Source organism: Micromonospora endolithica, assembly GCF_003626595.1.
GTDB lineage: Bacteria > Actinomycetota > Actinomycetes > Mycobacteriales > Micromonosporaceae > Micromonospora > Micromonospora endolithica.
The window spans coordinates 205743-226055 of record NZ_RBAK01000006.1; the positions used below are offsets into that span (position 1 = coordinate 205743).

Below are 20313 nucleotides of genomic sequence, written 5' to 3' on the forward strand. Positions count from 1 at the left end.
ACATCCGACGCCGGCCCGACACCAGGTCGCCCATCCGCGTCGGACGGTGTCCCCGGGCCGCCGGTCAGACCGACTGCCAGTCATCGGTGGTCAGCGCGGCCGTCGGCTACACCCGGTAGGCCAGCGCCTCGACGTACGACGCGGGGATCTTGACGGTGCCGTCGGTGGCCGCGTTGTGCCGGTCGGCCAGGTCGACCAGATCGTCGTACAGCAGCGTGCCGGCGTGCTCGTCCAGCGCCTCGAACGCCTTGCGGGTCGGCCCGTAGTTGGCCCGGAAGAAGTCGGCGAACTCGGTCGCCGCGCCGAACCGGAACACGAAGTCACGCCGGGTGACCCGCAACCCGGTCACCCGGTCACCGAGCAGCTCCCGCAGTCGCGCCTCGGTGCCCCACTCCGCCGGGGGGCGCACACCGGGCGGTGGCGGGACGTGCCGGCCGACGGTCCGGAACAGATGACCGATGAAACCGTCCGGGGTCCAGTTGGCCAGCGCGAGCGTGCCGCCGGGCCGCAACACCCGCAGCAACTCGGCCGCGGCGCGTTCCTGGTCCGGCGCGAACATCACGCCCACCACGGACAGCACCGCGTCGTACTCGCCGTCGTCGTACGGCAGCCGCTCGGCGTCGGCCTCGCGGAAGGTCACCGTCAGGTGCTCCGCCTCGGCGCGGGCCCGACCACGGTCCATCAGGTCGGTCACGTAGTCCACGGCGGTCACCTCGCACCGGCACCGCGCCGCGGCGATCGCCGCGTTCCCGGTGCCGGTCGCCACGTCCAGCACCCGCGAGCCGGCGGACAGGTCGGCCGCCTGCACGGTCGCCTCGGAGATCGGATGGATGAGGGCCGCCACCGCGCCGTAGTCGCCGCTGGCCCAGGTCTTCTGCTGCTTGGCCTTGATGCCGTCGAGGGTGAGAGAAGTCGTCATGGCCGGGACGTTACGAGCGGCTGGCGGCGCTCACATGGGTGAAGTTCCCCATGTTGGCGGGCTAGACGAGACCCCGGTCGCGGGCGGCCGCGACCGCCCGGCCGCGCGACGCCACACCGAGCTTGCCGAGCACGGCGGAGACGTGGTGGTCGACCGTCTTCGCCGACACGGTCAGCCGCTCGGCGATCTGCGCGTTGCTCAACCCGTCGGTGAGCAGCCGCAGCACCTCCAACTGGCGGGTGGTCAGGCCGGTCGGGTCGGCGGCGGTCGAGGGCCGCGGCCCGCGCGGCACCCGCAGGCCGCGCCGGCGCAGGTCGGCGCGCAGCCGCCGGGCCGGCACGACCGCGCCGAAAGCGTCGAACACCGCCAGTGCCTCCCCGGCGGCGTCGGCGTCGCCGCAGCTCAGGGCCTCCGCCGCCAGGTACGGGCAGCCGCGTGCCCGCCACTCTTCCGCCGCCTGACGCCAGTCGCCGTCGATCAGCAGGCGGTACGGCTCGGCCACTCCGGCCGGTGCCGCACCGAGGCCGCCCGCCCGCCACAGCCGGAACGCCAGTTCACCGAGGAACCACGGCTGGCCGGTCCGCTGGGCGACCTCCAGCCCCCGCTTGGCCTCGGCGGCGGCCCGGTCCGGGTCGCCCACCAGCCAGAACCACTCGGACAGCGCGGCCGAGGCGGGCGCGACGAACTGCGACTCGTCGGTGGCGTGGCCCCGCTCGGCGGCGAGGGCCAGATCGGCGTACGCGCCGGCCTGCCCACGCCGCGCCGCGATGATGCCCCGGGTGGTCAGGGCGCCGATCAGGGAACCGCCGGGCTGGTCGTGGCCGGCCAGCGCCTCGTCCGCGTCGGCCAGGGCGGCGGCCCAGTCGCCCCGGACCAGGCGCAGGCGGGCCCGGTTGCCCAGCACGTGCCGGCCGTAACCGTCCAGGTCGCGGGCCGCGGTGAAGGTCAGGACGTCGGCCATCGCCCGCTCGGCGGCGTCGTAGTCGGCCCAGTCCACGGATACGCAGGCGAGGTTCACCAGGGCCCGACCGGCGTGGTCGTCAAGACCGGCGGCGGACGCCTCCTGGTACACCCGGGTCAGCTCGGCCACGCCCTGCGGCTCGCCGCGCTGAAGACGCGCGCTGCCGATGTTCACCCGCGCGTGCAGCGCGGTCTCGCGGTCCCCGCACCGGCGGGCGAGCCCCAGCGCGCGCTCGCCCCACTCGACCGCCGCGCCGGCCTCGTCGGCCAGCATGTGCAACTGGGACAGGTTGCTGTACGCCATCGCCAGTTCCCGCCCGGGCGGCAGCGTGCGCAGCACCTCGACGGCTCGTACCCCGGCCTGCCGGGCCTCGGCGGTGCGGCCGGTCCACCAGGCGAGCCGGGACACCCAGCGCAGCCCGACCCCGATCTCCGCGGTGTCGCCGCGCGCCTCGCGCAGCACCAGCGCCTGCCGGCGGGCGGAGAGCGCGTCCGGTGCCCGCCCACCGAGATAGGCCACCACCGAGTACGCCTCCAGCAGCCCGGCCCGGTCGGCGTCCGGCAGCGCGGTCGCGCACTCCAGCGCGGTGGCGTAGTGCGCGGTGGCCTGCCGGTACGCGCCCAGCTCGGCCGCCCGTCGGGCGGCCACCGGCGCCCAGCGGAGGACCGCCACCGGATCACCGGCGTGGTGCGCGTGGTGCACCATCCGCGCCGGGTCCGCCCCGGGCCGCCCGCCCAGCGTGGCCAGCACCTCGGCGTGCAGCGCGGCACGGCGGACCGGGGACAGCGACTCCTCGACGGCCCGCCGCAGCAGCTCGTGCCGGAAGCCCACCCGGTCGCCGAGCGCGGCGAGCACACCGCGCGCCAGGCACTCGTCGACGCCGGCCGCCCGGGTGCCCAGAACCGCCGGCTCGACCGCCGACGGCACCACCGACACCAGTTCGGCGACCGCGCGGGCGGCCGGGGAGATCCCGCTCAGCCGGGACAGCACCAGGTCACGCACGGTCGGCGGGACGCCCTCGGCGGAGGTGGCCAGCAGCTCTGCCACCAGCAGCGGGTTACCCCCGGTCACCTCGTACACCGAGGTGGCGGACCGCCCGGCGCGGCGGGCGAGTTCGGCGACGGCCGCGGCCGACAGCGGCGGCAGCTCCAGCCGGCGGACCGCGGACCGTGGCAGGCCGGCGAGCACGGTACGCAACGGGTGGTCGGGACCGATCTCGTCGTCGCGGTACGTCAGCAGGAGCAGCGCCCGGCACCGCGGCAGGCGCCGGCCGAGGAACGCCACCAGGTCGAGGGTGGCCTCGTCGGCCCAGTGCAGGTCCTCCACCACGACCACCGGGCGGATCCGCTGGCGGGGGCCGGTGAGGATCTCCAGCAACGCCTCGAAGGCGGCGCCGCGGGCCGGCAGGCCGGTCCCGGCCGGCCCGTCGGGCGAGTCGCCGTGCAGTCGCGCCATCCGGTCGCGCAGCTCCCCGCCGGCCTGCCGGGCGATGTCGTGCAACGGGCCGAGCGCGCGCGGGGTGAGCAGCGGATCGCAGGAACCCCACAGCAGCCGGGCCCGGCCGGCGGTGGCCGCGGCGAAGGCGTGCGCCAGCGTCGACTTACCGGCGCCGGCCTCCCCGCAGACGATCGCGATGCGACCTCCGCCGGAGGTCTCCTCCCGCAGCCGGTGCAGATCGGCGAGGGCGTCGCCCCTCTCCAGCAGGTCCATCACCGCTGATCGTAGGCACGGCGCGACCAGCGTCCTAGCGGCTACCGGACACCGGGCCCGGCCGTTCACCGGTGCTCGGGGACCGTCATCTCGCCGAGTGGCGACCAGTCCTGAAGCGCGACGGAGGCGTTCCCGATCGGAGCTGTTGCCCGGGCAGGCGACACTGGGCGCCACCGTCGGCGGCCGCGGTCGGCGGACTCTCCGAGGAGTCGCCATGCGCATGAGGACATTCGTCTCGACCGTCGCCGTGTCGGTCCTGACCGCGACGGCCGCGCTGCTGCCGGCCGGCCCGGCCGCGGCCGACACGGCGCTGGACGGCTGCTACGACTCGACCGTCCCGCAGCACCAGGACCCGGCCGCCTGGCCCGCCCCCGGGAGCGGGCAGACGACGTGGACGTCGCCGATCAGCATCATCCACGGTGACGCCTTCCGGATACGGGCACAGGGCACCGTCTGGATCGACGCGTGGGGCACCAGGAAGAGCATCGCCGGCGAGTTGCCGGTAGCGCCCACCGCCGGCGGCTGGCCGGCGCCCGGCGCCCCCCGGTACGCGCTGATCGCCCGGGTCACCTCGGGCTCGATGTGGGTCAAGAAGACCAGCCGGAGTCACGGATCCAGCTCCTGGTTCCCGGTCGGCACGGACAGCGACTGCATGCTGTTCTCCAGCAACGGCGACCCGGCACCGAACCTGGTCTTCACCTTCAACGACAACAACCTGGGCGACAACAACGGCGGCGCGGGCGTCGTCGTACGGCAGTGGTTCTGACCGACGACACCACGAGCTGACGCCGTTGTCTCCGTGGTCCGGTGCCGGCGGGGTCCTGGCTGCCCGGGTTCGGGTCTATGGTGCGTCGGTGGAGGAGTTGCGTCGCCTGTTCCGTTCGGCCGCCGACCACGCGGCCGACTACCGTCGGTCGTTGCCGGAGCGACCGGTCGGGTTGCCGACCGACCACGAAGCCGTGGCTGAGGCGTTCGCCGGCCCGCTGCCCGCCGCGCCCACCCCGGCGGAGCGGGTGTTGGCGGACCTGCTCGCGGCGGCGGAGTCCGGTCTGGTGGCCAGCGCCGGTCCGCGCTACTTCGGGTTCGTGGTCGGTGGCGCGCTGCCGGCGGCGACCGCGGCCGACATGCTCGCCGTCGGGTGGGACCAGAACGCGTTCAACGCCGTCCTGTCACCGGCCGCCGTCGCCGCCGAGGCCGCCGCCGGTGGTTGGCTGAAGGAGTTGCTGGGGATACCGCCGTCGGCGTCGGCCGGTTTCGTCACCGGCGGGCAGGCGGCGAACACCGCCGGACTGGCCGCGGCCCGGCATCAGGTGCTGGCGGACGCGGGTTGGGACGTGGAACGACGCGGGCTGCTCGGGGCCCCGCCGATCCGGGTGGTCGCCGGGACCGAACGGCACGGCACCATCGACCGTTCGCTGCGCCTGCTCGGCCTCGGACTGGACGTGGTGGAGCCGGTGCCCGCCGGACCGAACGGTGCCATCGACCTCGGTGCGCTGCGGGACGTGCTGCGGGCGGGTGCTCCGGGCCCGACCATCGTGTGTCTCCAGGCCGGCAACGTGAACACCGGTGCGTGCGACGCTTTGCGCGAGGCCGGCGAGCTGGTCCACCGGCACGGCGGATGGGTGCACGTGGACGGCGCGTTCGGGCTGTGGGCTGCGGCGAGCCCGGCGACCCGGCACCTGGTGGACGGGCTGGAACTGGCGGACTCGTGGGCGTGCGACGGCCACAAGTGGCTGAATCTGCCGTACGACACGGCTTTCGCCTTCTGCGCCCGGCCGGAGGCGCACGCCGCGGCGATGTCCTACACGGCGGCGTACCTGGTCGGTTCTGGTGGCGCGCCGGTGGGCGCGGACCTCACCGCCGAGTCCTCCCGGCGGGCCCGGGGGTTCGCCGTCTGGGCCGGCCTGCGGGAACTGGGCCGCGACGGGGTCGCCGCGCTGGTCGACCGCTGCTGCGCGCTGGCCCGCCGGTTCGCCGAGGGGCTGACCGCGGCCGGGTTCGAGGTGGTGAACGACGTGGTCCTCAACCAGGTGCTGGTCGGCTTCGGCGACGACGCGCGCACCGAGCGGGTGGTGGCGGCGGTGCAGGCGGACGGCACGTGTTGGATGGGTGGCACCACCTGGCGGGGACGACGACTGATGCGGATCTCGGTGTCGAACGCCACCACCACTGGGGCGGACGTGGACCGGTCGGTCGCCGCGATCACCCGGCTGGCGGCCTGACCTCGGCGGCGCTCGGCATCTCGGCGGTGTCGCCGCCCAGCGGATCCGGGGCCCGCATGTGCCACGCGTCGGTTACCAGTTCCCGCAGGCGGTCGACGGTCACCCGGGCCAGCCGCAGCATCACCAGGGGCAGCCCGTCGTACCCGGCGGTGGTGAAGAAGACCTCCGGTTCGCCGAGCAGTAGCGCCTGCTTCTCGGCCTCGTCGCCGACGTAGAGCACGGCGATGTCGGTCCGGATGCGGCGCGGCTCGCCGGGCCGGCGCTCGGGGTAGGACCAGACGAAGCCCTTGCCGCCGACCCGGAAGTCGAAGCCGTCGCTGTCGATCTCGACCACGTGTGGCAGCGCGCGGGCCAGCCGCCGGACGTCGTCGGCGTCAGCCATCGGAGGGCCCCCCGCCGACCGCCCGGCCCATCCGGGTGACCGCCTCGGTGAGGATCTCCGGCGAGGTCGCGAAGTTGAGCCGGACGAAGCCGGTCCCGCCGGTGCCGAAGACGTGCCCGGAGCTGAGGGCGACCCGCGCGCGGTCGAGGAACATCCGGGCCGGACCGGCCAGGTCGCTGGCGATGCCGGGTCCGTCGCCCGGCGCCGGGGTGTCGATGCCCAGCGCGGCGCAGTCCAGCCAGGCGAGGTAGGTGCCCTCCGGGCGGTGGTACCGGACGGCGGGCAGGTGCTCGGCCAGCAGCGCCGCCAGCAGGGCGCGGTTGGCGTCCAGACCGTCGAGCACCCGGTCGAGCCACGGCCCGCCGGCGCGGAAGGCGGCCGTGTGCGCGAGGACGCCGAGGTGGCTGGGGCCGTGGCTGACCTCCTCCGGCATCCGGGCGAGGTCGGCGACGGCGTCCGGACCGGCGACCGCGAGCGCCGCCTTGAGGCCGGCGAGGTTCCACGCCTTGGAGGCCGAGACGACGGCGAACGCGTTCGCCGTGCCGGCGACCGTGAGGTACGGCGTGAAGTGCGCCCCGGCGAACACCAGGGGAGCGTGGATCTCGTCGGAGATCACCCGTACCCCGTGCCGGTCGGCCAGCGCGGCGACGGCTTCCAGCTCGTCGCGGCGGTGCACCACACCGGTCGGGTTGTGCGGGTTGCACAGCAGGAACGCCGGACGGCGTCCGGCTGCCCGCGCGTGACCGAACGCCTCGTCCAGGGCGGCGAGGTCCATCCGCAGGTCCGGTCCGAGGGGCGCCTCGACCACGCGCCGGTCGGCGTGGCCGACGAACGCGTAGAACGGCGGGTACACCGGGGGGCAGACCACCACCGCGTCGCCGGGGTCGGTCACCAGCCGCAGCACCTCGACGATGCCGATCATCACGTCGGGCACCACGGTGGTGCGGTCGACGCGGAAGTCGTGCCAGGCCCAGCGCCGGGCGGCGAACTCGGCGAGCGCCTCGGCGTACGCCGTCCCGTGCGCGTACCCGGTGTCGCCCAGGTCGACCGCGCGGCGCAGCGCGTCGGCGACGGCCGGGGCGAGGGGGACGTCCATCTCGGCCACCCAGAGGGGGAGCACGTCCGGCGGGTGCAGGCGCCACTTCACGCTGGTGCGCTGCCGCAGTTCGTCAAGCGTCAGCCGGGTGAGCGGGTTCTGCGTCGGGGAGCCGTCGGCGGAGGGGGCGGATCCTGCCATGCCGTCCACCCTAGGGTCTGGGCCGACGTTCCTGCCGGCGCGCGGCCTCCACACCCGGCCGCACGGGGGATGGTGGCGGCGTTACCGGGTGGTAACGATGTCGTGTCATGGACTCCGCCCTGACCTTGATCGGACTTCCCGTCGCCCTCGGCATCATCATGCTCGGTCTGGGCCTCGGACTGACCACCGACGACTTCCGCCGGGTGGCCCGGCACCCGAAGGCGGCCGTCATCGCGCTGGTCTGCCAGCTGCTGGTGCTGCCGGCGCTCTGCTTCGGCCTGGTGCTCGCCTTCGACCTGCCGCCGGCCCTGGCGGTGGGGATGATGTTGCTGGCGGCTTCCCCCGGCGGCACCACCGCGAACCTCTACAGCCACCTGTTCGGCGGCAACGTGGCGCTGAACATCGCCCTGACCGCCATCAACTCGGTGCTCGCCGTGTTCATCCTGCCGATCGTGGTCAACCTGTCGGCGGCCTATTTCCTGGACGACGGCAGGAGCATCGGCCTGCAGTTCGACAAGGTTCTCCAGGTGTTCGCCATCGTGCTCCTCCCGGTCGCGGTCGGCATGCTGATCCGGGCCCGGGCGTCCCGCCTCGCCGCCCGCCTGGACCGGCCGGTCCGGATCCTGTCCGTGGTCGTCCTGGTCGCGGTGATCGCCGGTGCGGTGCTCGGCGAGCGGGAGAACATCGCCGACTACTTCGTCTCGGTCGGCCTGGCCGTGCTCGCGTTCAACCTGCTGAGCCTCACCATCGGGTACGGCGTGCCGCGGCTGGCCGGGGTCGACCGGAGCGCGGCGACGGCGGCCGGTTTCGAGATCGGCATCCACAACAGCACCCTGGCCATCACGATCGCGCTCAGCCCGGCGCTGCTGGACAGCACCCAGATGGCGATCCCGGCGGCGGTCTACGGCATCGTCATGTTCTTCACCGCGGCGGCCTTCGGCTACCTGGTGACCCGGCGCGCCACCCGGGCGGAACCGTTACAGTGACGTTGCCCGATGCGTCAGGGGGGTGTGGAGATTGCTGGCCGGAGCGTTCCTCTCCGTGGTCTACGCATTCCTGGGTTGGCTCGTCTCCTTCACGGCCCGGGCCTCGCTGCGGCCGTCGGTGAACATGCACCGCAGCCCGGGGTACGCACGGTAGCCACCATGAAGTCGATCGAACACTGGTACGCGGCACACCGCCGGGTCGAGCGTCCGCTGTACCGCACCGGGATCCTGCTCGCCGTCCTGTCCCCGCTGCCGGTCGTCCTCGGCGCCGCCTTCGGTGATCCACCGGTGATCGCGGCGGTCCTGGTGCTCGCCGTCCTGGTCGTGCCCTACCTGCTCTACCTGGGCTACCTCGGTGACCGGGCCGCGGTCGCGGTGGACGGCGGGCGTTGAGTCGGCGCCGCGGTGACGGAGACCCGTCGCCGTCGGCCCGTTGACCGGTCCGGCGAGGACCGATGGGAAGGGGTGGGCCGGTGGAGCCGGACAGTGCGGGTGGTCGGGTGCGAACCGACGTGGTCGTGGTGGGCGCCGGGCCGAACGGGCTCGCGGCGGGCCTGGTGATGGCGGGCGCGGGCCTGCGCGTCGAGGTCTACGAGGCGGCGTCCACCATCGGGGGCGGGGCGCGTACCCGGGAGCTGACGCTGCCGGGCTACCGGCACGACGTCTGTTCCGCGGTCCACCCGATGGCCCTGGCGTCACCGTTCTTCCGGGCCTTCGACCTGGCGGCGCACGGCGTACGACTGTTGCACCCGGAGGTCTCCTACGCGCACCCGCTGGACGGCGGCCGCGCCGGACTGGCCTGGCGGGACCTGCGGCGCACCACGGCCGACCTGGGGCGGGACGGAGCGGCGTGGCGTCGCCTGCTCGACCCCCTGGCGCGGCGGTCCGGCGACCTCGCCGACGTCGTCATGTCCGACCTGCGCAGCCCACCCGCGCATCCCCGGTTGGCCGGTCAACTGGCCGTCCGCGTGCTGCGCCGGCTGGCCGCCCGTGGACCGCTCGACTTCCGCGACGAGGTCGCCCCGGCGATGCTGGCGGGTGTCAACGCCCACGCCATCGCGCCGGTCGGCGGCATCGGCGCCACCGCGGTCGGTGTCGTGCTGGCCGCGCTGGCCCACGGGGTCGGCTGGCCGGTGCCCGAGGGCGGCAGCCAGCGCATCGTGGACGCGCTCGCCGCCGAACTGCGCCGCCGGGGCGGCCGGATCGTGACCGACGCCCCCATCGACGACCTGGCGCAACTGCCGGCGGCGCACGCCGTCCTGCTCGACCTGACGCCCGCTGGTCTGCTGCGCCTGGCCGGCACGCGGCTGCCGGCCGGCTACGCCCGGAGCCTGCGCGCGTACCGACGCGGTGGGGCCGCCTGCAAGGTGGACTTCGCGTTGGCCGGCCCGGTGCCGTGGCAGGCGCCGGACTGCGCGCGGGCGGGAACCCTGCACCTGGTCGGCACCCGGCAGGAGGCCGCCGCCGCCGAGGCCGCGGTCGCCGCCGGTCGGCACGCCGAGCGTCCGTACGTGCTGGCGGCCCAGCCGGGCGTGGTCGACCCGTCCCGGGCGCCGACCGGGCGACAGGTGCTCTGGACGTACGCACACGTGCCGAACGGATCCCCGCGCGACGTCCGGGAACAGGTCAAGGACCAGGTGGAACGCTTCGCCCCCGGTTTCCGGGACCTGATCCTGGCCGAACACGTGATCACCGCCGACCGGTGGGAGTCCTACAACCCGAACTACCTCGGTGGCGACATCTCCGGCGGGGCCACCACCGCCTGGCAGCTGGTGGCCCGGCCGGTACCGCGGTGGGACCCCTACCGGACCCCGCTGCCCGGGGTCTATCTCTGCTCCGCCTCCACCCCGCCCGGCCAGGCGGTCCACGGCATGTGCGGGGTGCACGCGGCACGGCGGGCACTGCGCGACCGGTTCGGCATCCGCACCGATCCGCTCACCCTGGTGGCCGGCCCCGACCGGGTGGAACCCGGACCTCCCGAGCGGTGTCAGGAAGGTGATGGCACGGGAGGCCACACTGGACGACGAGGAACTCGTCAACCGCGCTCGCCACGGTGACCTGACGGCGTACGCCGCCCTGGTCGCCGGCCACACCGCGTCCGCGCACCGTACGGCGGTGCTGCTCGGCGCGGGTCCGGACGCGGAGGACGTCATCCAGGAGGCGTTCGTCAAGGCGTACCGCAAGCTCTCCCGGTACCGGGGGGAGTCGTCGTTCCGCGCCTGGCTCCTGGCGATCGTCGCCAACGAGACCCGCAACCTGCATCGGACACGCGGCCGGCGCGACGGGCTCGTCCTGCGGGCGGCGGCGGCGGACCCGCGATCGGAGGTCGCCGGGGACGTCGCGGTCGACACGGTGCTGGCCGGGGAGCGCCGCGCCGCGCTGGTCCGGGCCCTGCGCCTACTGCCGGTGAAGGACCGCGAGGTCATCGTCTGCCGGTTCTTCCTCGACCTCAGCGAGGACGAGACCGTCGCCATGCTGGGGTGGCCCCGGGGCACGGTGAAGTCGCGGACCTCCCGGGCGCTGGCGAAGCTGCGCGGCCTGCTCGACCCGGCGGAGGTGCGCTGTGGATGACCTGGAAAGGGAGCTGCGTGACCTGTCCGGCTGGCTGGAGACGCCCGACGCGCCGGACGTGACCGCCGGGGTACGCGTACGGCTGGCCACCCCCGCGCCCCGGTGGCGTCGGTGGCGATACAGTGCCGCCGCGGTGCTCGTCGCCCTGGTCGTCGCCGTCCTGCCGCCGGGCCGGGCGGCACTCGCCGACGCGGTGGCGGGATTGGTGCGCTTCGCCGGGATCAGGATCGTCACCTCGACCGGGCCGGCGTCGCCGGCGGCCACGCCGTCACCGCTGCCGTCGCGGCGCCCGGTCGCCCTCGACGAGGCGCGGCGGGCGGTGCGCTTCCCGCTCCGCGTCCCGGCGAAGCTCGGCCCCCCGGAGCAGGTGCAGGTCGCGGACCCCGACGCCACCGGCGCCCACCGGGTGGCCACGCTGCTCTACCGTGGCGGCGCGTTGCGGGTGGACGCCTTCGACGGACGCGTCGACCTGCTCTTCCTGAAGCGGGCCGTCGGGCCGGGGGTGGCGTTGGCCCACGTGGACGGCGGGTTGGCGGTCTGGGTCGACGGCCCGCACGCGCTGACCTACGTGGATCGCGCCGGCACCGTCCGCGAGGAGACCGCGCGACTGGCCGCCTCGACCCTGATCTGGCAGGAGGGCGACGTGGCCTATCGACTGGAAGGCGCCCTGACCAGGGACGAGGCGGTCGCGATCGCCGACTCGCTGGACTGAGCGTCCGGGCCGGGAACCGGTGCGGCCCGGCCGGTGTCCCGACAGTGGAACGCACGAGCGGGCACGACGTCGGACCGGAGGCGTGAGATGGGTACCTGGAGCAGGCTGTCGTGGGTGACGGTGGCGGTGCTGATGCTGGCGGGGTGCACCACCGGACGGTCGACCGCCCCCGTCGCGGAACCGGGAACCACGGCCCCGACGAGCGCGCCGGCGTCCGCACCGACCGGCTGCGCCGACCGGGTCGAGCGGGGCCCGCTGCCCGTCTGGGCGGACGCCGGGTTCAGCGGGGACGCCCGGGCCCCGCACGTCGTCGGCGCGCAGGACGAGATCGCCGCGGTGCTGTTCGGCAACCCGCTGCGGGTGGCCCGGACCGACGGGTCCACCAACAAGATCCTCTGGGTCGCCCGTCCCGCCCCGACCCCGCCCGTGACGGAGCCGGCCACCCTGAGGATCACCGCGACGCTGGCCGGATCCGGCATCCGGGTGACCCGTGAGGTGCCGGGCGGTCCCGGCCCGTCCGTCGTCGACCTGCCCCGAGCCGGCTGCTGGCACCTCGAACTCTCCTGGTCCGGGCGTACCGACACGATGGACCTGGGGTACGCGGAGAGCTAGGGACCTGGACCCCGCCGGCTGCTCGGGGCGGGAGCGGTGGCGGTGCGGTGGCTGCGTACGATGCGGGGCCGGCATCCCCACGTCCTGCGGAGGTATTCGGCAGATGGCAGGCCAGCTTGAGGGGTACGCGCTCGGCGTCGACCTCGGCACCTCGCACACCGTCGCCGTGCTGCGCCGCCCGGACGGGCACACCCGCGCGCTGCTGGTCGGCGGGCAGCCGCTCATCGCCTCTGGCGTGTACGTCGACCCCGCCGGGGTGCTGCACGCCGGCGTGGACGCCCAGCGGCTGGCCCGCACCGACCCGGGCCGGTACGAGCCCAACCCGAAGCGTCGCGTCGACGAGCCGACGGTGTCGCTGGCCGACCGTCGGTACCGGCCGGCCGAACTGCTGGCCGCGACGTTGCAGGCGGTCGGCCGGGCGGCGGTCGAGGCGGTCGGCTTCCTGCCCCCGGCGGTGGTCACCTGCCCGGCGACCTGGGGCGATTCCCGCCGCCAGGTGCTCGCCGACGCCCTCGCCTTCGCCGGGTGGCCCACCGCGGCCGAGCACACCCTGTCCGGCCCCACCCCGGACGGCACCCGGCTGCTGCGGGAGCCGGTCGCCGCCGCCCGGTACTACACCCAGATCCTGCGCCGGCCGGTGCCGGTCGGCGGGACGGTCGCGGTGTTCGACCTCGGCGCGGGAACGCTGGACGTCGCCGTGCTGCGCCACGAGGGCGCCGACCCGTGGGGCGACTCCGGATTCTCCGTCGTGGCGGCCGGCGGTGCCGACGACCTCGGCGGCTTGGACGTCGACGCCGCGTTGCTGGGCCGGCTCGGTGAGCTGGTCGCCGACGCGCACCCGCAGCGGTGGCGGCGGCTCGTGCACCCGGAGTCGGCCACCGGGTGGCGGGAGCGGCACGAGCTGTGGGACAACGTGCGGGGCGCCAAGGAGATGCTGTCCCGGGTCACCGCCGTGCCGGTGGTCGTGCCGGGGGTGGCGGCGCCGGTCACCCTGACCCGCGACGACCTGGAACGGGCGGCCGCGCCGCTGCTGGCCCGCGCCGTGGCGGTGACCCGGGAGGTGATCGCCGCCGCCGGGCTCGATCCGCGGCAGCTCGCCGGCCTCTTCCTGGTCGGCGGCGCCACCCGGATGCCGATGGTGGCCCGGCTGCTGCACGCCGAGCTGGGCGTCGCGCCGACCGTACTGGAGCAGCCGGAGCTGCCGGTGGCCGAGGGTGCGCTGACCGACCTGCCGCTGCCCCGGGGAAGCCGCCCGGTCGCCGCCGCCGGTCCGGCCGCCGCGCCCGGGGCACCGGCTGCGCCCGCGCCACACCCGGCCGGGTCGGATCCGGTGCCGCAAGCGGCCGTTCCCCGGCAACCGGGATCCGGCGACCCGGCCCGAGCCGCGCACGTCCCGCCGGCGTCGCCCGGGTCCGCCGCTCCGCCCGGGCCGGCGAACGCGGCGGCGCCCGCACCCACCGCCGTGGCCGGACCGGAGGGGATCACGCCGGCCCTGCCCGCCGGGTCGGCGCCGACCGTGGTCGAGGACACGGCGACCGCCCCGACCGTGCCCGCGCCGCCGGGTTCGCCGCTCGTCGCGCCCAGTCCGCCGGGGTCGCCGGTGGCCGCCGGGCCGGGTGGCTGGGGGCCGGGCGGGTCCACGCACCCCGACGGCGCGGCGGGCGTACGCCGGCCGGGAAGCCCGGTGCCCCCGCCACCCGGCGGCGGGGGTCGGACCGGACCGGCGTTTCCCCGCGGCCGGGCGCGGTGGGTCACCCTCGGTGCGCTGGCCGCCCTCGCCGCGGTGGTCGCCGCGGCGGTGCTGTACCTGACCCGGGACCGCTACCCGGCGCTGGACTTCCGGACGTCCCTCGTCGAGGTGGCCCGGATCCCCGCCGGCGGAGAGCGGCCGACGGAGATGTTCACCGCGATGCTCGGCGACCGGGCGTACCTGGCACACCGGCTGCCCGACGGGCGGCTGGAGGTGGTGGCCGTCGACGCGGACACCGGTGACCCGGCGTGGCGTCGGCAGACCACCGTGTCGTCGCAGCGGTGGGAGGGGATCGTCGCCCTGCCCGGGGCTGTCGCGGTCCTCGCCGACGCGATCGGCGACGACACGCCCCGCGACCTGGTGGTGCTCGACGGCGGCAGCGGCGCGCAGCGGTGGACCCGGTCGGTGCGCGGCGGCGACCGGGTGCTCTACGGCGAGGGGACCGCGGTGCTGGTGGACCGGGCCGGCAACCGGCTGGTCGGCCTGCGCCTGGCCGACGGCTTCGAGAAGTGGTCGGAGCCCAACCCGACCGACCAGTACGGCGGCACCCGGACCAGTGTCCACCCGGTCCTCACCGACGAGGCGCTGGGCGGCCCGGCGTACCTCGACGGCTCCCCGCGCGACCCGTGGCGCGGCGAGGTGCGCCGGATCGTGCAGGTGGGCGCCGACCGTACGGTGCGGTCCGTCGACGTGGTCAGTGGCGAGATCGTCCGCACCCGGCCCGGGATCGCCGCACCCGACGACCTGCTGGTGGCGCACGGGGACCGGCTGTACGTCGCCCGCAACGAGCCCCGGTACCAGTTGCTGGCGTACGACCTGACCAGCGACGCCCAGCCGATCGTGCTGTACACCGCGGACGACGACCGCAGGCGGCCGGAGGCGCTGGTCCCGTGCGGTGAGCGGCGGGCGTGCCTGCTGGAGGTCACCGGCGGCGACGACGCGACCGCCGAGGTGGTGGCGGCCACCGAGAAGGAGGTGAAGCGCTGGTCGGCGCCGAAGGCGACCCGGCTGGTCCCGCTCGGCGAGCACCTGCTGGCCCGGCGCACCTCCCCGGAGTCGGCCGGCACCCTGTTCGCCCCGGACGGGCGGGCGGTGCTGCGCGACCGGGGCGGGGTGGCGGTCCGGCTGGACGCGGGCAACCTGCTGCTCTTCGCCGACCCGCTGACCTCGGCCGAGGACGACCCCAGCGTGGCCGGGCTGCCGGTGGCCACCGGGGTGGTGGCCGAGATGGGCCGGCTGGAGGACGTACGCGGCGAGACGTGCTCGTGGAACACCAGCGTGATCGCCTGCGGGTCGGCAGAGGACTTCGTCCTCCACCGGTTCGCCGACGACTAGGTGCTACCGGCCCGCGACGTCCGGGACGGCCAGCCGGGGATTGCACCCCGCCGCCACGACGCGCATCACGAAGCCGGCGACCTCCTCCAACTGGCGTGCGCTGCCCAGCCCACCGACCACCGCGGTCCGCGCACCGAGATCTCCGGCCAGCGTGCCGGTGGTTTCGAGCGCCTCGGGCTGGTCACCGCAGATCGCCACGACAGGTGCGGAGTCATGCGGCCCCGAGTAGGGCCAGGAGGCTCCCGCGAACAGGTGGAACGCCTTCACCACGTGCGCTCCCCGCGCGACCCGGGCGACCAGCTCGGCCGCCGAGTCCGACGACGGCTTCAGCTGCCCGGTGGCGTAGTCGACGGCGTTGGTGCAGTCGATCACCGTCCGGCCGCTCAGGGACCCGTCAGCGCCGCCGACGAGGACGAGCGCTTCCGCCAGGCCCTCCCACGCCACCGCGACCACGACCACCTCCACCCGCGCCGCGAAGTCGGCGGGGACGACCGCCCGGGCCGCGCCGCCGATCTGGCCGGCCACCCGGTCGGCCCTCCGCGGATCGCGTCCGGTCACCATGACCACGTGCCCGGCGCCGGCCCACGCCCGGCCGAGCGTGGTGGCGAGGTGGCCCGTTCCCAGGATTCCTACCTTCACCGTTCTCTCCTCGTCTGGGGGATGACCCGGGAAACGCTAGGAGGCCGGTTCCTACCGTTTGGTAGGAGACGCTGCGACCCTGGACGGATGATCGACGGCACCTGCCAGACGTTCGTGTCGGACTGCCATGTCCGCGCGGCGGTCGAACTCATCAACCACACCTGGGACCCGGTGGTCCTGTCGGCGCTGCGAGCCGGCCCGACGAGACGCAACGACCTGCTCGGCCGTATCGGGGGCATCAGCGACAAGGTCCTGACGCAGACACTGCACCGGCTACGGACCCGGGGCCTGGTCGCCCGACTGGACCGTGACGGACGGGTGCCGGGAGGTCGCGGTGCCGTCTACCGGCTGTCGCCTCTGGGGCAGTCGTTCGCCGAGGGCCCGCTGGCACAACTGGCCCAGTGGGCCGCGGCGAACCAGGCAGCACTCACCGGCTCGTCGACACCGTCGTGACCGGCGACGACCTGTGCGACGGTGACCGTGCCCTGCTGCCGTCCGCTCGCGGCGACGCCGGTCGCGCGGTTACCCTGCGACGGTGGTGGAGGATGCGGATGCCGACCGGCTGGCGGCGTCGCTGGCCGGGCGCCTCGACGCGGTCACCTTCACCGACCTGACCACGGACCAGGTCACCGCCCGGCTGATCGACGCGGTGGCGGACTGGGCGGGGGAGCAGGGTTGGCGGGTCTACCGGCGGGCACCCAGCGTGCTGCCGCTGCCGCCACCGATGTCCGCCCGGCAGTCGGTGCTCGACGTGGCCTGCGCCCGCCCCGACGGTCCGCCGGTGGTGGTCGAGGTCGATCACGGCACGCGCCGCCGCACGTGGGAGAAGCTGCTCGCCGAGGCCGACGCGGGACGGGTCACGCTCTGGGTGCGGTGGGGCGCCGGCCGGTTCACCGCGCCGCCGCCGCCGATCCGGATGGTGTCCTGCGCGGTGCACCGACGGCCGGACCCGACCGGCGTCCTGCACAGTCGCCGCCCCCGCGCCGATCGGCTGCCGCCGGTGCACTCCGCCGTGCCGCAGGGGTCGGTGGACGCCGTCGAGCTGCCGTTGCCGCCGACGGTGTCGCCCGGCGCCGAGGGCTGAGCCTTCAGACCTCCCGCACCGCGTCGGCGAAGGCCCGGGGCGCCTCCTGGGGAAGGTTGTGCCCGACGCCCCCGCTGACGGTCCGGTGTTCGTACCGGCCGGTGAACTGCGCGCGGTAGACGCTCGGCTCCAGATGCGGTGCGCCGTTGGCGTCCCCCTCCAGGGTGATCGTGGGTACCGCGATCGTCGGCTTGCCGGCCAGCCGCTTCTCGATGTCGTCGTACTGGGGTTCACCGGGCACGAGGCCGAGCCGCCACCGGTAATTGTGGATCACTATCTCGACGTGGTCGGGGTTGTCCCACGAGGCGGCGCTACGGTCGAATGTCGCGTCGTCGAACTCCCACTTCGGGGACGCCGTCCGCCAGATCAGCCGGGCGAAGTCGGCCAGGTTCCGCGCGTACCCTTCCCGGCCGCGTTCGGTGGCGAAGTAGTACTGGTACCACCAGGCGTGTTCGGCGACCGGCGAGAGCGGAACCCGGCCCGAGTCCTGGCCCGCGATCAGATACCCGCTCACCGCGACCAGACCCCGGCAACGCTCGGGCCACAGTGCGGCGAGCACGCCGGCCGTCCGGCCGCCCCAGTCGAATCCGGCCAGCGTCGCCTGCTCCACCCCGAGTGCGTCCATCAGCGCGACGATGTCCAGGGCCATGGCCGCCGGCTGGCCGTTGCGGACCGCGTCCGCCGACCGGAACCGGGTCGTGCCGTACCCACGGATGTGCGGCACGACGACCCGGTGGCCGGCGTCGGTGAGCAGCGGCACGACGTCGACGAAACTGTGGATGTCGTACGGCCAGCCGTGCAGGAGGACGACGGCCGGGCCGTCGGGCGGACCGGCATCGACGTAACCGACGTTCAGGACCCCGGCGTCGACCTGCCGGACGGTCTCGGGGAGGGCTGCCGAGCCGGTCCCGGAGCGGTTGTCGTCCATCGGGTGCTCCTCGGGATCGGGTCGTGGCTCGGACCGCGCCGGACCGCCCATGAATACTAGGAATCCGGCCCCCGACACGTCCCCGGAACGCCGAAGAACAGGCCCCCGGGGACGGTACGGACGCCCCTCGGGCACGGTCGCCCGGGACGGTGACGGGACCACCCGGTCGCCGCACGGCACCTAGGATGAGCCCCGCAGAGCGCGCCGCGTGACAACCGGCTGCGGCGCCGCCGGTCGACCTGGGGAGGTCTCGTGACGGCACCGTCGGTTCCGGGCGGAGACGAGCGGCGGGGCGCCGACCGGATCGACACCACCGTGGTGCATCCGGCCCGCCGCTACAACTACTGGCTCGGCGGCAAGGACAACTTCGCCGTCGACCGGGAGTCCGGCGACCAGATCGCCGCCGTCTACCCGGCCATCCGCACGCTGGCCCGGGAGAACCGCGCCTTTCTCGGCCGGGCGGTGCGGTTCCTCGCCGAGGAGGCCGGGGTCCGGCAGTTCCTCGACATCGGCACCGGCATCCCGAGCGCCGACAACACCCACGAGGTGGCCCAGGCCGTGGCCCCCGAGTCCCGGGTGGTCTACGTCGACAACGACCCGATGGTGCTGGTGCACGCCCGCGCGTTGCTGACCAGCAGTCCGGCCGGGGCCACCGCCTACCTCGACGCCGACCTGCGCGATCCGGAGCGGATCCTCGGCGATCCGCAACTGGCCGCCACCCTGGACCTGTCCCGGCCGGTGGCCCTGGTGCTGGTCGCGGTCGCGCACTTCCTGACCGACGAGGACCGCCCGCACGAGCGGGTCGCCCGGCTGGTCGACGCGCTGCCCGCCGGGAGTTGGCTGGCGCTGACCCACTTCACCACCGACCACATTCCCGCCGCGATCGTCGAGCGGATGTACGCCGAGTTCGCCGCCGGCCGGATGAAGCAGGACACCGTCCCCCGGGACCGGGCCGGGTTCGCCCGGTTCTTCGACGGCCTGGAACTGGTCGAGCCGGGCATCGTCCCGGTGACCGAGTGGCGACCACGGGTGCCGCCGGAGCAGCGCCCGTCGCTGGCCGAGGCCTCCATCTACGGCGCGGTGGCCCGCAAGCCCTGACCTGCCCCCGCCTCGGGTGCGCTCCGGCCGGCGGACGGCCAGGTGTGGCGCGTCCCGGTTGCCGGCGACCCCCGCCGGGCCAGTTCTTACGAGACGACGACGTTTACCGCGCCGCGCTGGCGGGCGGAGTCGGCCGTTGGTTGGGTCGAGCCGTACGGATGTCGTCGTGGAGGGGGACGAATGATGAGGACTGTTCGGCGGGCCCGGACCCTGGTGGCGGCCGCGACCGTCGGTCTGCTGGCGCTTCCGACCGCCGGCCCGGCCAGCGCCGCACCGGCAGGCACGCCCAGGGCTCTCGCGCTATCCAGCTCGGTGTCGCCGCCGGTGATCACCGCCGGCCAGACCGCCACCCAGACCATCACAATGTCCCGCGCCGCGCCTGTCGGCGGGATGGACGTCTTCGTCTACGGCGACGCGCGGTACAACGATTTCACCAGCGGTCGCGTGCACCTGCCGGCCGGGGCGACCAGCGTCAGCTTCCCGATCCGGGTCGGCTCGTACGCCGTGCCGACCACTGTGGCGCTGCACGCGCAGGTGAGCGGGCGCAGCCTGCAACGGGTGGCCGAGGTCGTCGTCCGGCCGCCGACCGACCAGGCAGTGGCCGAGCTGCGCTTCACGCCCCGGGTGGCCCTGGCGAACACGTGGACGACCGGCGTGGTGGTGTTGCGGAGTCCCGCGCCGCAGGGCGGTGTCACCGTCGACGTCCGGCGCAACACCTCGTACGGACCAGTGGTCATCATGCCCCTGGCGGTGACCGTTCCCGCCGGCAGCACCACCGCCACCTTCGACGCCTGGGTGGACAGCATCAGCGAGGCCGAGATCATCCGACCCTCGGCGCACCTGGGTGCCAGCGCGGCGGCGACCGAGCTGGTGGTGCTGCCGAACCGGTTCGATCTGGGGCCCGGCTACGCCAGGCGCGGCGCGGTGACCGAGGCCGCGATCGGGATCGGCGCGGCCCCGAACCCCGACGGCGTCACGATCGCGCTGACCACCACCACCGAAGGGGTGACCGTGCCGCCGTCGGTCTTCGTTCCGCCCGGCAGCCCGGGCACCACCTTCCCGGTCACCGTCAGCGAGTCGGCCTCGGTTTCCGAGCCGGCGTCCATCACCGCGACCTGGAACGGCACGTCGGTCACCGAGAGTCTCGTCATCGGCTGACCGCCGGGG

Annotated in this window: 19 protein-coding genes; 13 read left to right on the forward strand and 6 right to left on the reverse strand. The window is 74.9% G+C overall.

Going from position 1 to position 20313, the window contains the following annotated elements:
* Nucleotides 1-106 precede the first annotated feature (106 nt).
* Nucleotides 107-919 carry a class I SAM-dependent methyltransferase gene (locus D7223_RS17255; protein ID WP_120729422.1) on the reverse strand — a complete coding sequence of 271 codons (813 nt, stop codon included), beginning with the start codon at nt 917-919 and terminating at the stop codon, nt 107-109.
* Nucleotides 920-980: 61 nt separating this feature from the next.
* A complete protein-coding gene (locus D7223_RS17260; RefSeq protein ID WP_158610903.1) occupies nt 981-3590 on the reverse strand; it encodes an ATP-binding protein in 2610 nt (869 codons plus the stop codon).
* 214 nt (nt 3591-3804) lie between these two features.
* On the opposite strand from D7223_RS17260, the gene D7223_RS17265 reads away from it, so the two are divergent.
* Together D7223_RS17265 and D7223_RS17270 are read left to right on the forward strand one after the other, a co-directional pair.
* Nucleotides 3805-4356 (forward strand): hypothetical protein, encoded by a 552-nt coding sequence (locus tag D7223_RS17265; RefSeq protein WP_147252553.1) that lies wholly within the window; start codon nt 3805-3807, stop codon nt 4354-4356.
* A gap of 88 nt (nt 4357-4444) precedes the next feature.
* Entirely contained in the window at nt 4445-5812 is a 1368-nt protein-coding gene (locus D7223_RS17270; protein WP_120729425.1) for a pyridoxal phosphate-dependent decarboxylase family protein, read from the forward strand.
* On the opposite strand, the gene D7223_RS17275 is transcribed toward D7223_RS17270, so the two are convergent.
* Both D7223_RS17275 and D7223_RS17280 read right to left on the reverse strand, forming a co-directional pair.
* A complete protein-coding gene (locus D7223_RS17275; protein ID WP_120729426.1) occupies nt 5793-6194 on the reverse strand; it encodes an MmcQ/YjbR family DNA-binding protein in 402 nt (133 codons plus the stop codon). The genes D7223_RS17270 and D7223_RS17275 overlap by 20 nt on opposite strands.
* Nucleotides 6187-7431: a MalY/PatB family protein gene (locus D7223_RS17280; protein WP_120729587.1), complete on the reverse strand. Its 1245-nt coding sequence runs from the start codon at nt 7429-7431 to the stop codon at nt 6187-6189. Before D7223_RS17280 ends, D7223_RS17275 begins: the two co-directional genes overlap by 8 nt.
* 107 nt (nt 7432-7538) lie before the next feature.
* Between D7223_RS17280 and D7223_RS17285 the strand changes: the two genes are divergently transcribed.
* The 7 genes from D7223_RS17285 (at nt 7539) to D7223_RS17315 (ending at nt 15397) form a co-directional block, all read left to right on the forward strand.
* Entirely contained in the window at nt 7539-8417 is an 879-nt protein-coding gene (locus D7223_RS17285; RefSeq protein WP_120729427.1) for a bile acid:sodium symporter family protein, read from the forward strand.
* 9 nt (nt 8418-8426) lie between these two features.
* Complete coding sequence (locus D7223_RS33995; protein ID WP_120729428.1) at nt 8427-8810, forward strand: SdpI family protein; 384 nt, start codon at nt 8427-8429, stop codon at nt 8808-8810.
* A 107-nt stretch (nt 8811-8917) separates the two neighbouring features.
* Complete coding sequence (locus D7223_RS17295) at nt 8918-10474, forward strand: phytoene desaturase family protein (RefSeq protein ID WP_222622264.1); 1557 nt, start codon at nt 8918-8920, stop codon at nt 10472-10474.
* Complete coding sequence (locus tag D7223_RS17300) at nt 10416-10988, forward strand: RNA polymerase sigma factor (RefSeq protein ID WP_120729430.1); 573 nt, start codon at nt 10416-10418, stop codon at nt 10986-10988. Before D7223_RS17295 ends, D7223_RS17300 begins: the two co-directional genes overlap by 59 nt.
* Nucleotides 10981-11700 (forward strand): hypothetical protein, encoded by a 720-nt coding sequence (locus tag D7223_RS17305; protein WP_120729431.1) that lies wholly within the window; start codon nt 10981-10983, stop codon nt 11698-11700. The genes D7223_RS17300 and D7223_RS17305 overlap by 8 nt, the downstream gene beginning before the upstream one ends.
* An 87-nt stretch (nt 11701-11787) precedes the next feature.
* Entirely contained in the window at nt 11788-12312 is a 525-nt protein-coding gene (locus D7223_RS17310; protein ID WP_120729432.1) for a hypothetical protein, read from the forward strand.
* Between the two features lie 103 nt (nt 12313-12415).
* Complete coding sequence (locus D7223_RS17315) at nt 12416-15397, forward strand: Hsp70 family protein (RefSeq protein WP_120729433.1); 2982 nt, start codon at nt 12416-12418, stop codon at nt 15395-15397.
* A gap of 3 nt (nt 15398-15400) precedes the next feature.
* On the opposite strand, the gene D7223_RS17320 is transcribed toward D7223_RS17315, so the two are convergent.
* Complete coding sequence (locus D7223_RS17320) at nt 15401-16036, reverse strand: NADPH-dependent F420 reductase (RefSeq protein ID WP_120729434.1); 636 nt, start codon at nt 16034-16036, stop codon at nt 15401-15403.
* Nucleotides 16037-16123: 87 nt separating this feature from the next.
* Here D7223_RS17320 and D7223_RS17325 point away from each other — a divergent pair, with 87 nt between their 5' ends.
* Together D7223_RS17325 and D7223_RS17330 are read left to right on the forward strand one after the other, a co-directional pair.
* Nucleotides 16124-16489 carry a winged helix-turn-helix transcriptional regulator gene (locus D7223_RS17325; protein WP_120729435.1) on the forward strand — a complete coding sequence of 122 codons (366 nt, stop codon included), beginning with the start codon at nt 16124-16126 and terminating at the stop codon, nt 16487-16489.
* An 82-nt stretch (nt 16490-16571) separates the two neighbouring features.
* Nucleotides 16572-17120, forward strand: a complete 549-nt coding sequence (locus D7223_RS17330) for a hypothetical protein (RefSeq protein WP_120729436.1) — start codon at nt 16572-16574, stop codon at nt 17118-17120.
* A 4-nt stretch (nt 17121-17124) separates the two neighbouring features.
* Here the strand turns inward: D7223_RS17330 and D7223_RS17335 are convergent, their stop codons facing one another.
* Nucleotides 17125-18048, reverse strand: a complete 924-nt coding sequence (locus tag D7223_RS17335; RefSeq protein WP_202864669.1) for an alpha/beta fold hydrolase — start codon at nt 18046-18048, stop codon at nt 17125-17127.
* A gap of 252 nt (nt 18049-18300) precedes the next feature.
* On the opposite strand from D7223_RS17335, the gene D7223_RS17340 reads away from it, so the two are divergent.
* Both D7223_RS17340 and D7223_RS17345 read left to right on the forward strand, forming a co-directional pair.
* Nucleotides 18301-19146 carry an SAM-dependent methyltransferase gene (locus D7223_RS17340; protein ID WP_238162087.1) on the forward strand — a complete coding sequence of 282 codons (846 nt, stop codon included), beginning with the start codon at nt 18301-18303 and terminating at the stop codon, nt 19144-19146.
* 183 nt (nt 19147-19329) lie between these two features.
* Nucleotides 19330-20304, forward strand: a complete 975-nt coding sequence (locus D7223_RS17345; RefSeq protein ID WP_147252552.1) for a hypothetical protein — start codon at nt 19330-19332, stop codon at nt 20302-20304.
* Nucleotides 20305-20313 lie beyond the last annotated feature (9 nt).